The organism is Thioalkalivibrio sp. ALE30 (genome assembly GCF_000377465.1).
GTDB lineage: Bacteria > Pseudomonadota > Gammaproteobacteria > Ectothiorhodospirales > Ectothiorhodospiraceae > Thioalkalivibrio.
The window spans coordinates 147090-159979 of sequence record NZ_KB898174.1; the positions used below are offsets into that span (position 1 = coordinate 147090).

Below are 12890 nucleotides of genomic sequence, written 5' to 3' on the forward strand. Positions count from 1 at the left end.
TTCCGCCAAGATCCAGCGACAGGGCGGCCCCGACCGGCATACAGAGGTTCAGCGATGTTTTCTCACTCCAAGAAACGCACGCTCGGCATCACATTGATCGAGGCACTGATCGCCCTGGCGGTAATTGGCCTCGGAATACTCGCACTCTCGAAGTTGTACGGGGACCTGATGGTCTCGACGGCAGACTCCAAAGCCCGGGCGGAAGCCGTGCAGGTCATGGAGTCCCGCATCGACAACATGCGCGACTCTCTGACGGAGACCGATTTTGATCTTGCCAAGGATGCATTGACCGAAGACTTCACGGGTACGAACGCCAGTTTTCGTTTTGAGCTTGATGAAGGCACCATCAATTCGCTTGATGGCACGACCACAATCGAGCTGACTGCGCTCTGGGACAATGCTCGTGATGAAGAACAGAGCGTTCGGGTCGCGAGCATCCTCTATTGGACCGACCCCCTTCTGAGCCTGAACCAGGCACGGGGACGCCTCCCCGGGGGCCAGAACATCGCATCACCCTCCGGCGACGCGCGCACTGGCGGGGACCCGATCGACCCAGCAGACGCAACGGACCTCGCCGAGCTGCCGGATGACCGGGGATTTGGACGGATGGAGATGCGCGCAGATGATGACCGTCGCCAACTGGTCCGCATTGATTCGGACGGCACTGAGACGGTTCTTCTCGAAACCGACCTTTCTCTTGGATTCAGCACCATTTCGGGATTGGTCGTTCGCCTCTCAAGCAGCAACCAGTTCAATACACTTCGCGCTCGCGTCTCGGATTCCGGCTACTGCGTAAATAACAACATCCCTGAATTCGAACCCGAATCGTTCTTTTATCGGTGCTACGTGGGCCGTGGCTGGTTCGGCAATATTGCCGTTCGTGATTCTCAGATCGACGTATCTGACCAAGATGGCGCAATCGCGGTGGGCGACCCGGAATTTGACTTGGATAATGCTGGCGCCAATGAACCCCTGATCACCGAACCGTCCGTATCGATTCGCCGGGCCTTCCGGGGCAGCGGCATATGGCAACGGGCAGAATTGGGGATGACCCACCCGCTGGTACAGGCGCTCGTCGAGCGCGACTCCGTCAACGGTAACCGCCCCACGTGGCTACCGCCAGAGTTCGACGCCAGCGACAGCGTCCCTCCCGAAATGGTTACACGGGGTGGCGCGGGTGGACCGAACGCGGATTACGCGGACTACTTCAACAACGAGAATAATAAGCTCGTCGATTTTGGACAGCATTTTGTTTTTGCGCGAATCACCGGGCAACGCACGCCCGCACAAGCGAAATCCGCACTCCGGGACGCGAACGAGGAAATTGCCGAGTCCTTGGACTGGGATACCGCGACAGACGGAGAACCCCTTGCCGATAACGCAGGGGAATTCTACCGTCTGTGGTGCGATCAAAATGATGTAACCTGCCCTGGATTTAGCCAATAGAGCAAGGGAAGTTGGAAGGTCAGAGATTGCCACCTCCACGTGCTCTGCAAGACGCACGCTGGCAAATACACACACAAAAAAACGCCCGGCGGATGATCCGTCCGGGCGCTTCTTTTTGCCTTGCCCACTGGCGGGGCGTTGGCGTCGGCCTTACGCCGAGGCGGCGCGGGAGGCCTTCTTGCGTTCGTGCTCGAGCAGGAACTTCTTGCGGATACGCAGGTTTTCCGGGGTCACCTCGACCAGTTCGTCGTCGTCGATGAACTCGATGGCCTGCTCCAGCGTCATGCGGATTGGCGGGGTCAGCTGGATGTTCTCGTCGGTCCCGGCAGCACGGATGTTGGTGAGCTGCTTGGCTTTGAGCGCGTTCACCACCAGGTCGTTCTCGCGCGAGTGCAGGCCGATCACCATGCCTTCGTAGACCTCCTCGCCGGGGCCGATGAACAGCTTGCCACGGTCCTGCAGGTTGAACAGGGCAAAGCCCAGGGCCTTGCCGGCGGCGTTGGCGATCAGCACGCCATTCTGGCGCGAGGCCACCGCCCCGGACTGATACGGGCCGTAGTGGTCGAAGATATGGTGCAGGATGCCGGTACCGGAAGTGGCGGTCATGAACTCGGTCTGGAAGCCGATCAGGCCGCGCGACGGGACGATGAAGTCCAGGCGCACGCGGCCCTTGCCGTCCGGAACCATGTTGGTCATCTCGCCTCGGCGCTCGCCGAGTTTCTCCATGACCGTGCCCTGGTGCTGCTCCTCGACGTCCACGGTGACCGACTCGTACGGCTCCTGCTTCACGCCGTCGACTTCCTTGATGACCACCTCGGGGCGCGCGACGGCCAGCTCGTAGCCCTCGCGACGCATGTTCTCGATCAGGATGCCCAGGTGCAGTTCGCCACGGCCGGAGACCTTGAACTTGTCCGGGTCCTCGCCCTCTTCCACGCGCAGGGCGACGTTGTGCTTGAGTTCTTCCTGCAGGCGGTCGCGCAGCACGCGCGAGGTGACGTACTTGCCCTCGCGCCCGGCGAACGGCGAAGTATTCACCTGGAAGGTCATGCTGACGGTCGGCTCGTCGACGGTCAGCGGCTCCATCGCCTCAACGTGGTTCGGATCGCACAGGGTGTCGGAGATAAACAGCTTGTCCATCCCGGTGAAGGTGATGATGTCGCCCGCCCGGGCCTCCTGAACCTCCACCCGCTCCAGGCCGTGGAAGCCCATGATCTGCAGCATGCGGCCGTTGCGCACGCCGCCTTCGCGGTCCACCACCTTGACCGGAGTGTTCGGCTTGATGCGCCCGCGTTTCACGCGGCCGATGCCGATCAGGCCCTGGTAGGAGTTGTAGTCCAGCGAGGAGACCTGCATCTGGAACGGGCCATCCGCGTCCACGTTCGGCGGCGCGACATGCTCGACAATGGTCTCCAGCAGGCAGGTCATGTCGCCCTCGGTGACGCTGGAGTCCAGCCCGGCAAAGCCGTTCAGCGCGGAGGCGAACACAATAGGGAAGTCGAGCTGCTCGTCGGTGGCGCCGAGGCGGTCGAACAGGTCGAACACCTGGTCCACGGCCCAGTCGGGGCGCGCGCCGGGACGGTCAACCTTGTTGACCACGACGATCGGCTTGAAGCCCATCGCGAAGGCCTTCTGGGTAACGAAGCGGGTCTGCGGCATCGGGCCATCCACCGCGTCCACCAGCAGCAGCACCGAGTCGACCATCGACAGCACGCGCTCGACCTCGCCACCGAAGTCGGCGTGTCCGGGGGTGTCGACGATGTTGATGCGGTAGTCCTGCCACTCGATGGCCGTGTTCTTGGCCAGGATGGTGATCCCGCGTTCCTTCTCGATGGCGTTGGAGTCCATGATCCGCTCGCCGTGATCGCCACGCTTGTCGAGGGTGCCGGACTGGCGCAGGAGCTGGTCGACCAGCGTGGTCTTGCCATGATCAACGTGGGCGATGATGGCGATGTTGCGAAGCTTCTCGGTCATGGAATACAAACTCTGGATACTGGCAAAAGGGCAGACACTATACAGACTTATGCGTGACCGCGCTGCGACTTCCACGTTTTGTGCGCAGGCTCCGTCACCGCCCCGCGCCGCCGGCCCAACTCAACTTCCCCCTGCCGAAGCCACGCTGCCTCGGAGATGGTGGCCGCCTGCGTCTTGTAGTCAAGCCGCTCTGGCACCCCTTCGAACCGATCGCTGACAACACACTGGTCTCCGTTGAAAGCACTGAAATTTCGTGCTACACGTTTTTACGTGAACTTAGAGGCTTCAGCATGAAACAGAACATCACCCTGTCCCTCGACAAGCAGGTACTGACCGAATTGAAGGTCATCGCGGCCCGTCGTTCGACTTCCGTCAGCCGATTGCTGACGGAGGAACTGGAACACATCGTGGAACGATCCGAACGGTATGAGCGCTCCAAGCGCGAGGCCCTGGCCGCCCTGGACAAGGGCTACCACTTCGGCGGCGAACGCCCGGATCGGGACACGCTGCATGAGCGATAAGGTCTTCGTCGATACCAACGTCCTGCTCTACGCGTACGACCTGGATGCGGGCGACCGGAACCGGCGCGCCGTACAAGCCATCCGCCAGCTTTGGGATACGGGTGGGGCGGTCATCAGCATCCAGGTGTTACAGGAGTTCTACGTCAACGTGACTCGCAAGATCGCGGACCCTCTCCCGCCCGCCGAGGCGCGCCGGTTGATCGAGGCCTACCGGGCCTGGCAAGTGGAGTGCCCGGATACAGAGGCCGTCCTGCGGGCCTCCGAGATCCAGGAGCGAAACCGCCTCTCCTTCTGGGACGCGATGATCGTGGCGACCGCTTTGCAGGGGGGTGCGACGACTCTCCTATCGGAAGACCTGAACCATTCCCAGGTTATCGAAGGCATCCGCGTCGAAAATCCCTTCCTGCATTAAATAGTCCGGCCCGGACGCGTTTCCGGCCTGAGCATCAGCCCGTTCATGCCGGCCCCAGCGCAGCGAAAAGCCGAGATCTCTCGCGTCGGACATATACCTCAAGGTTTGGCCCCGCCCGGCGCGCGCGGCCCCGGATAACCGCTTCGCGGTTTCCGGGATGGCCGAGAGGGTGCCGGTTCTGGAAGTGTAGCGGCGCCATGTTCGGGCGGCCGCGCAGAGAATCAGGGCCTGGATTCGTCTTCCGGGGGCGGGAACTGGAGGTGAAAGCCCTGCTCCTTGAGGTTAGCGAGGACCTTTTGTGGATCTTCCTGGGCCAGGGTGCGCTCGGGTGTCAGATCGAACTCCAGTGCGAACTCCAGGTTGCCGAGGGCGCGCATCACGCCTTCGGGCAGGTCGGAGAAATCGTCCTTCTCCGGGAAGTAGACATAGGTATCGGCGCGCCGGGTCGCGCGGTAGACATAGCACTGCATGGGGTTCAGTCCTCGAGATAGGTGTAGCCGGTCAGGCCCTGTTCCAGCTCGGCCAGCAGCCGCCCCGCGGCCTCGCCACGCAGGCCGGCGGCGTCGATCTTGGCGCGGAAGGTGCGGCGCAGGTCATCCGGGGCAAAGTGCACGTAGGACAGCAATTCGTCGACGGTGTCGCCACGTTCCGGGTCGACCAGCCGGTAGCCACCCTCCGGCAGTAGCTCCACGTTCACGGTGTCGGTGTCGCCGAACAGGTTGTGCAGGTCGCCCAGGATCTCCTGGTAGGCGCCGACCAGGAAGATGCCGAGGTAGTACGGCTCGCGGTCGTTCCACGGGTGCAGGGCAAGCGTGGTGTGCGTGCCCTCGCGCTCTACGTAGTGCTCGATGTGGCCGTCGGAATCGCAGGTCAGGTCCTGCAGTACCGCGCGCCGGGTCGGCCGCTCGTCCAGCCGGTGCAGCGGCATGATCGGGAAGATCTGGTTGATCGCCCAGGTGTCCGGGATCGACTGGAACACCGAGAAGTTGCAGAAGACCTTGTCCGCCAGCTTGTCGATCAGCTCCGCGTGGATCTCCGCCGGCAGGGACTCCGGCCGCGCCAGCAGGCGCTGGCACAGGGCAAAGTAGATTCCCTCGGCGCGGGCGCGTTCGGCCAGCGACAGCATCCCGCGGGCAAAGCGCGCCTGCACCTCGGCCAGGCCATAGGCGGCATCGTGATAGATCTCGGAGGCCGGACGCTCGCCATCCTCCAGCAGGGCGCGCATGGCGGCAATCTCGGCCAGCTCGCCATTCTCTGCGGGCGGGACGTCGCCATCACCCGGGGCCGGCTCGCAGTCGATCACGTTGGTGATCAGCACTGCGTGGTGCGCGGTCAGGGCGCGACCGGACTCGCTGAAAACCTCGGGCATGGCCAGGCCCTGCTCCTCGCAGATGCGCTTGAGCGGGCGCAGGATGTTCAGCGCGTACTCCTCCACCGAATAGTTGATGGAGCACTCGTTGCGCGAACGCGAGCCCTCGTAGTCGATCCCCAGCCCGCCGCCGACATCCACCACCCGCAGGGCCGCACCGGCCTCGGTCAGCGCGGCGAAGTAGCTGGCTGCCTCGCCCATGCCGTTCTGGATGTCGCGGATGTTCGCGATCTGCGAACCCATGTGGAAGTGCAGCAGTTGCAGCCGGTCCAGCCAGCCAAGGCCGCGCAGGCGCTCGAGGATGCCCAGCACGTCCGCCGCGGACAGGCCGAACTTGGCCTTCTCGCCGCCGGTGTTCTGCCACTTGCCCTTGCCGATCGAGGCCAGGCGCACGCGCAGGCCCAGCAGCGGCTCGACCTGCATGGCCTCGGCCTGGCGGATCACCTCCTCCAGCTCGGAAGGCTTCTCGATCACGATGTACACGCGTTGCCCGAGCTGGCGCCCGATCAGCGCCAGGCGCACGTATTCGCGGTCCTTGTAGCCATTGCAGATGATCGCCGCACCCGGCCGCGACTGCGCCAGTACGGCCATCAGTTCGGGCTTGGAGCCGGCCTCCAGCCCCACCCGCGGGGTCAGCCCCTCGGCATCCGGCTGATCGCCGGCCGCCAGGATCTGGTCCACCACGCTGCGCTGCTGGTTGACCTTGATCGGGTAGATGGCGGTGAACGCGCCTTCGTACTCCAGCTCGCGCGCGGCGGTGTCGAAGGCCCGCGCCAGGCGGCGCACCCGGCCGTCCAGCACGTCCTGGAACCGCACCAGCACCGGCGGGCCCACATGCTCCTCGCGCAGGCGGCCCGCCAGCTCGTACAGGTCCACGCCGGGGTGATCCGGCCAGTCCGCGCGGCGCATCGCCACATTGCCCGCGGCGTTCACCTCGAAGAAGCCACCGTTCCAGTGATCGATCCCGTAGGTGGCGCGGGCCTCGTCCAGATTCCAGGGCGTGACGGTCATGGTGTTCCCGGATTTCAAAAGCTAGGAAAGTCCCGTCATTGCGAGGAGCGAAGCGACGTGGCAATCGCCTTCATCATCCCCCCGAACACCAGGGGCGATCAGGGCAACCAGGCGCATTGCCCTCATTCAGGAGATTACGTCGTCGCCTACGGCTCCTCGCAATGACGAGAAGAACAGAGTTGCCCGCAGGATACAGGGCACTATCATAGCGGCGCATCATACCGTCCACCGCACCGGCAAGGGGAGCCGCCTAATGGCACTCGACAACAACTGGTTCAGCGAACCGCACGAAGACATGGCGCTGTCCCTGCGCATCAAGCAGAAGCTGCACGAGGAACAGACCCCGTACCAGAAGATCGAGATCTACGAGACCGAGGCCTTCGGCAACCTGATGGTCATCGACGACTGCGTGATGCTGACCGGCCGCGACAACTTCATCTACCACGAGATGATGTCGCACCCGGTGCTGTACTCGCACAGCGCCCCGAAGAACGTGGTGATCATCGGCGGCGGCGACTGCGGCACCCTGCGCGAGGTCCTCAAGCACGACGAGGTCGAGCGCGCCGTGCAGGTGGATATCGACGAGCGCGTCACCCGCCTGTCCGAGCAGTACTTCCCGGAGCTGTGCGACGCCAACAACGACCCGCGCGCCGAACTGCTGTTCGACGACGGCGTGCAGTACCTGAAGGACGCCGCCCCCGGCTCCATCGACGTGATCATCGTCGACTCCACCGACCCGGTCGGCCCGGCCGAAGGCCTGTTCTCCACCCCATTCTACAAGGACTGCGTGAAGGCCCTGGGCGCGGATGGCCTGCTGGTGCAGCAAAGCGAATCGCCGCTACTGCACACCGACAGCATCATCCGCCCGATGCACGACAGCCTGCGCGCGGCGAACTTCATCGACGCCCTGACCCTGCACTTCCCGCAGGCCACCTACCCCTCCGGCTGGTGGACCTGCACCATCGCCGCGAAGGACTGCCCGGTGTCCTTCCTGCGCGAAGAGGCCGCCGAAGAGCTGCCGTTTATCACGCACTACTACAACGCCGCGATCCACCGCGCCGCTGGTGCCACCCCGGAGTTCTTCCGTCGCAAGCTGTTCGCCTGATCGCGCGCCAGCGACGGGGCCACCCACGGAGATCGCCACGGCGCTGCGCGCCTCGCGATGACGGGCGCCACACACGCCGTAGGCTGCATTGAGCTCGTGACTAGGTGTGGCGGCCGGCCTTGAGGCGGTCGAGGCGCAGGCGTTCGCGGGTGTCGAACAGGCGGCGGGAGGCGAACCAGACCGCACCCAGGGTGCCGAAGCCGGTACCGGCGGTGATCAGGAACATGATCAGGATCTGGTACTTCACGGCCTCCACTGGCGGGGCGCCGGCCAGGATCTGGCCGGTCATCATGCCCGGCAGGCTGACGATGCCGGCGGCGGCCATGGCGTTGATGGTCGGCATCAGGCCGGAGCGCGCGGCCTCGCGGCGCATGGTCGTGACCGCCTCGCTCCAGGAGGCCCCCATCGCCAGCCGGCCCTCGATGGTGCGGCGCTCGCGCCAGACGGTCTGCGTCAGGCGGTCCAGCCCCAACGCAATGCCGGTCATGGTGTTGCCGAGCAGCATGCCCAGCAGCGGGATCGCGTACTGCGGCTCCCACCAGGGGGTCGGGCCGACCATGGTGGTCAGCGCCAGCACGGTGACCGCGAACGCCGAGATGAACATGGTCACGGCACCAATGCCGTAGCCCCACAGCCCGGCGAAACGGCGCTGCTGGCGCGCCATCACCTCGTAGCCGGCCACCGCCAGCATAACCACGGCCATCAGCGCCACCCAGCCGAGCTGGGCGTGATCGAACAGCGTCTGCAGGATCAGCCCGACCAGCAGCAGCTGGATCACGGTGCGCGCCCCGGCGATCAACAGGCTGCGCCCCAGCCCCATACGTGCCCAGACGGTCAGCCCTGCCAGCGCGACGACCAGCAAGGCCGCCAGCGACAGGTCCAGCGCGGAAAGCGAGATCAGTTCCACGCGTTCACCTCCAGCTTGCCGTTGGCGATGGTCAGGATGCGGCCGCCCAGGCGCTGACGCTGCAGGGTGTCGTGACTGACCCAAAGCGCTGCCGCGTCTTCCTCGGCGAGATACCCCCGTACCGCGCGTTCGATGCGCTTGGTGTTTTCCAGATCCAGATTGGCGGTGGGCTCGTCCAGCAAGAGAACACGCGGCTGGTTCAGCAGCGCGCGCACCAGCCCCAGGCGCTGCTTCTCGCCGCTGGAGAGGCGCTCAACCTCCCAGCCTAGAGAGGCCTCCGGCAACGCGACCTGCTCCAGCAGGTGCAGGGCCGCCGCGCGCGCGAAGTCCACTGGCAGGTGCTCGTCCACGCGCTCGCCCCACCAGGCGGTCTCCGCCGGTACGTACGCCACGCGCCGGCGCCAGCCGACCGGCGCCATGGCGTCCCGCGGTTCCCCGTTCAGCATCACCTCCCCCGTATTGGGGTCAAGGTCGGCCAGGGCCCGCAGCAGCAGGGATTTTCCGGAACCGGAGGCGCCCGTGACCTGCACCAGCTCCCCGGGCTGAAGCGCCAGATCCAGCGGGCCGAGGTGGGCGGTTTTCAGTTGGCGAACGTCCAGCAGGCGATCCATGCGACAGGGTTCCGGTCCGGCGAAATGGCGATCGTAACCGAAGCCGGGGCGGCGGGATGAATGGCCGGACGGGCAGGCGCTGCTTGCTTCGAGACGAACGCTCCGCCGTGACGGGTTGCCTCGGCGGATGTCGATCGCACTATCGGGCTCAGGCAGGGGCTTCGCGGGCGAGCCCGCTCCCACAGCTCGGGAAACAAAAAAAGGGCGCCCGGAGAGGGGCGCCCAAAGGCCAACATCCAAGTCCTGGGAGACTGTCTTGTCGGCGTCGGAGGAGACGATGTCGGGGCCGGGCCTGTGGCCCGACCCCGGTTCAGGTTAACGAGGGTTTATTGCTTCCCGGTGAACTCCGGGTAGGCCTCGAGACCGCACTCGGCGATGTCGGCGCCCACATCCTCGTCCTCTTCGCTCAGGCGGATACCCATCACCGCCTTGAGGATGGCCCAGACGATCAGGCTGGCCACGAAGACGAAGGCGAAGATGGCAAGCAGGCCCACGATCTGGCCGAAGAAGGTCGCGTCCGGGTTGGACAGCAGGACCGCCATCACACCCCAGATACCGGCGGTACCGTGCGCGGAGATCGCGCCGACCGGGTCGTCGATCTTCAGCTTGTCCAGCGCGACGATCGAGAAGACCACGATCACGCCACCGATGGCACCGATGATCATCGCCAGGAACGGGCTGGGCATCAGCGGCTCGGCGGTGATGGACACCAGGCCCGCGACCGCGCCGTTCAGCGCCATGGTCAGATCGGCCTTGCCGAACACCAGACGGGTGGTGATCAGAGCGGCGACCACACCCCCGGCCGCGGCCAGGTTGGTATTGGCGAACACGGCGGCCACGGCATTGGCGGACTCGATGTCCGAGACCTTCAGCTCGGAACCACCGTTGAAGCCGAACCAGCCCAGCCACAGGATCAGCACACCCAGGGTGGCCAGCGGCATGCTGGAACCCGGGATCGCGTTGATCTGGCCATCCTTGCCGTACTTGCCCTTGCGCGCCCCGAGGAGCAGCACACCGGCCAGCGCGGCAGCGGCACCCGTGAAGTGGACGATGCCGGAACCGGCGTAGTCCAGATAGCCGATCTGGTCGAGGATCCCGCCACCCCAGCTCCAGAAGCCCTGGATCGGGTAGATGAAGCCGGTCAGGACGACCGCGAAGGCCAGGAAGGCCCACAGCTTCATACGCTCGGCCACGGCCCCCGAGACGATGGACATCGCGGTGGCCACGAACACGACCTGGAAGAAGAAGTCGGCACGATCGGAGTAGTAGATGTCACCACCACTACCCAGTACGTCCGCGACCGCGTTGTCGCCCGAGATCAGGAAGCCCAGGCCCGGGATGATGGAGCTCAGGCCGTCGCTGTACATGATGTTATAGCCGATCAGCATGTACATGATGCTGGCGATCGAATACAGGGCGATATTCTTGGTTGCAATTTCGGCCACACTCTTGGTGCGCACCATCCCGGCCTCGAGCATGGTAAAGCCCGCGGCCATCCACATCACCAGCGCGCCGGCCACCAGGAAGTAAAAGGTGTCCATTGCGTAGGCGAGTTCGACAACTTGCTGTTCAATTTCCATGATTGAAATTCCTCATTCGATGGAAGACGGAGGCCTTAAAGGGCTTCCGGGCCGGTCTCGCCCGTGCGAATACGCACGACCTGCTCCACCGGTGTGATAAAGATCTTGCCGTCGCCGATCTTGCCCGTGCTGGCAGACTTGGAAATGGCCTCGACCACCTGATCGACCAGGTTCTCGTCGACAGCCACTTCCAGTTTCACCTTGGGCAGAAAATCGACCACGTACTCGGCACCGCGATAGAGCTCGGTATGACCGCGCTGGCGACCAAAACCCTTTACTTCGGTCATGGTCATCCCTTGTACGCCGATCTCCGAGATCGCCTCGCGAACATCATCAAGCTTGAACGGCTTGATTACGGCGGTAATCATCTTCATGTCAGACTCCTGTGGGCGGGCCCGCCACCTGGCGGACCCGCTGTTGCTTTAGGCGGTAATGCGGAATCAGAAGGTCTTGGACCAGCCCACCCAGGCGCCCAGGTCTTCGTCGGTCTCGTCGACATACTCGAGATTGAAGCTGAACTCGCCCCAGTCGCCCGCATCACGGGTCAGGCTGGCGGTGTAGTGGGTGTAGTTGTCCAGGCTGGAGTCGTCGAAGCGGGTGCGACCTACCAAGAAGCCGGCGCTGTAGACGTCCATGAACGGGACGTCCAGGCCGGCGTAGAAGTACATGTCGTCGTCTTCCAGGGCCGAGTCATCGCTGTCGTGAACGACGTAGGCCATACCGCCGTACAGTCCCACAACGCCGGTATCGAAGCTGACCTCACCATAGATCTCGCCGAAGTCGGCACTCAGGGAACCGGTATCGTCTCGGGCATCCGGATAGGCGTAATAGATGTAACCGACGTCGTAGCCGAACCCATTGGCGAACTCATCGGCAAAGCCGGCGTAAAGATCGAGCTCGTAGCTGGTGTCATCACCAAAATCGACATTGGACATCCAGGTGCCGACATAGAAGCCGGAGTCGTGCTCAAAATCGATACCACCCTGAATGGCAGCACCGTCGTCGGTTTCGGAAAAACCACGGAAGTAGTAATTGGACACCGCGCCGATGTTCACGGACAGCTCCGCGGCGGCGGTGGAGGTAAAGGCGACGCCACCGGTGGAGCCTACGGTGAGGACAGCGGCGGCCAGCGCGGAACGGGTGAACTTCTTCATGTTGGTCATCTCCCAGATTGGTCAATCGAGTGTCGCGTAGTCGACACCCGGTCCTTGCACGGGCTGTGCCAAGTACCAAAAGGGAGCAAAATCGGCTTTTCGCAACACCTGTTGCGGCCCAACCACGGGCTTTTGCCTTTATTTGGTGCGCACTAAAAGTGCACACGCACCAAAAACGTGCGGAGACCGAGGACTGTGAACCATGTCCGGGATTCCGGAAGGTTCAGACCTTCGGCAAGCGGCGGGGTCGGAGAGGCAAATCGGGGCGGGGACAGGCGCGACCAACGCACACGCGGCCATGCGGGACGTACGATGAACATCTCCTTGCCCTGCAGATCGCCACGTCGCCTCGCGACCCGCGATTACACAGCACGGCTGTGGGGATGCACCGCCCGGGGCAGCGCCTGGTCGCCGGCACGGGTCTACGAAGTAAGGCTGCCGCGTTCGATCTCGATGCCGACCTCGCGCACGCCGGGCACGGCACCGGGCTTGCCGAGTTTGATGCGCAGCCAGGGCGTGCCGAACTGGGCCATCAGGGCCTCGGCGATCTCTTCGGCCAAGGATTCCAGCAAGGCATGCGGTTCGCGCGTGACGATGGCACGCACGGCGTTGGCTACCGCCTCGTAGTCGACGGTGTCGCCGATCTCGCCGGAGTAGGCGGCGATGCGGGTATCGGCCGCCAGTTCGATATCGAATCGCAGGCGGCGCTGGATGCGCTGTTCCCAGTCATAGACGCCAACAACGGCATCAATCTCGAGGTCGCGCAGATAGATTCGATCCATGGGGTCGGCGGGCTCCTGTCA

At 64.1% G+C, this 12890-nt stretch carries 13 protein-coding genes; 4 read left to right on the forward strand and 9 right to left on the reverse strand.

Annotated elements, in window-relative coordinates; translation table 11 throughout:
* Window positions 1–54: 54 nt before the first annotated feature.
* On the forward strand, window positions 55–1446 hold the full coding sequence (locus D107_RS0110990; protein ID WP_018881463.1) for a hypothetical protein: 1392 nt from the start codon (window positions 55–57) through the stop codon (window positions 1444–1446).
* A gap of 150 nt (window positions 1447–1596) precedes the next feature.
* Here D107_RS0110990 and typA read toward each other — a convergent pair whose 3' ends face one another.
* Window positions 1597–3417 (reverse strand): translational GTPase TypA, encoded by a 1821-nt coding sequence (gene typA / locus D107_RS0110995; RefSeq protein WP_018881464.1) that lies wholly within the window; start codon window positions 3415–3417, stop codon window positions 1597–1599.
* Between the two features lie 290 nt (window positions 3418–3707).
* On the opposite strand from typA, the gene D107_RS0111005 reads away from it, so the two are divergent.
* Together D107_RS0111005 and D107_RS0111010 are read left to right on the forward strand one after the other, a co-directional pair.
* Window positions 3708–3938: a hypothetical protein gene (locus D107_RS0111005; RefSeq protein WP_018881466.1), complete on the forward strand. Its 231-nt coding sequence runs from the start codon at window positions 3708–3710 to the stop codon at window positions 3936–3938.
* Window positions 3928–4350 carry a PIN domain-containing protein gene (locus D107_RS0111010; RefSeq protein WP_018881467.1) on the forward strand — a complete coding sequence of 141 codons (423 nt, stop codon included), beginning with the start codon at window positions 3928–3930 and terminating at the stop codon, window positions 4348–4350. The genes D107_RS0111005 and D107_RS0111010 overlap by 11 nt, the downstream gene beginning before the upstream one ends.
* Window positions 4351–4571: 221 nt before the next feature.
* Here D107_RS0111010 and D107_RS0111015 read toward each other — a convergent pair whose 3' ends face one another.
* The gene (locus D107_RS0111015) at window positions 4572–4820 is read right to left on the reverse strand and encodes a YcgL domain-containing protein (RefSeq protein WP_018881468.1); all 249 of its coding nucleotides are present in this window, start codon (window positions 4818–4820) and stop codon (window positions 4572–4574) included.
* Between the two features lie 5 nt (window positions 4821–4825).
* Window positions 4826–6730 (reverse strand): biosynthetic arginine decarboxylase, encoded by a 1905-nt coding sequence (gene speA / locus D107_RS0111020; RefSeq protein WP_018881469.1) that lies wholly within the window; start codon window positions 6728–6730, stop codon window positions 4826–4828.
* A gap of 253 nt (window positions 6731–6983) precedes the next feature.
* On the opposite strand from speA, the gene speE reads away from it, so the two are divergent.
* A complete protein-coding gene (gene speE, locus D107_RS0111025; RefSeq protein WP_018881470.1) occupies window positions 6984–7835 on the forward strand; it encodes a polyamine aminopropyltransferase in 852 nt (283 codons plus the stop codon).
* A 100-nt stretch (window positions 7836–7935) separates the two neighbouring features.
* Here speE and fetB read toward each other — a convergent pair whose 3' ends face one another.
* The 6 genes from fetB to folB all read right to left on the reverse strand — a co-directional run bounded on the left by fetB (window position 7936) and on the right by folB (window position 12869).
* Window positions 7936–8742: an iron export ABC transporter permease subunit FetB gene (gene fetB / locus D107_RS0111030; protein WP_018881471.1), complete on the reverse strand. Its 807-nt coding sequence runs from the start codon at window positions 8740–8742 to the stop codon at window positions 7936–7938.
* Window positions 8733–9353: an ATP-binding cassette domain-containing protein gene (locus D107_RS0111035; RefSeq protein WP_018881472.1), complete on the reverse strand. Its 621-nt coding sequence runs from the start codon at window positions 9351–9353 to the stop codon at window positions 8733–8735. Before D107_RS0111035 ends, fetB begins: the two co-directional genes overlap by 10 nt.
* 326 nt (window positions 9354–9679) lie before the next feature.
* The gene (locus D107_RS0111040) at window positions 9680–10933 is read right to left on the reverse strand and encodes an ammonium transporter (RefSeq protein ID WP_018881473.1); all 1254 of its coding nucleotides are present in this window, start codon (window positions 10931–10933) and stop codon (window positions 9680–9682) included.
* A gap of 35 nt (window positions 10934–10968) precedes the next feature.
* Complete coding sequence (locus D107_RS0111045) at window positions 10969–11307, reverse strand: P-II family nitrogen regulator (RefSeq protein ID WP_012981610.1); 339 nt, start codon at window positions 11305–11307, stop codon at window positions 10969–10971.
* A gap of 66 nt (window positions 11308–11373) precedes the next feature.
* Window positions 11374–12087 (reverse strand): TorF family putative porin, encoded by a 714-nt coding sequence (locus D107_RS0111050; protein WP_026280805.1) that lies wholly within the window; start codon window positions 12085–12087, stop codon window positions 11374–11376.
* Window positions 12088–12509: 422 nt separating this feature from the next.
* A complete protein-coding gene (gene folB / locus D107_RS0111055) occupies window positions 12510–12869 on the reverse strand; it encodes a dihydroneopterin aldolase (protein ID WP_018881475.1) in 360 nt (119 codons plus the stop codon).
* Window positions 12870–12890 lie beyond the last annotated feature (21 nt).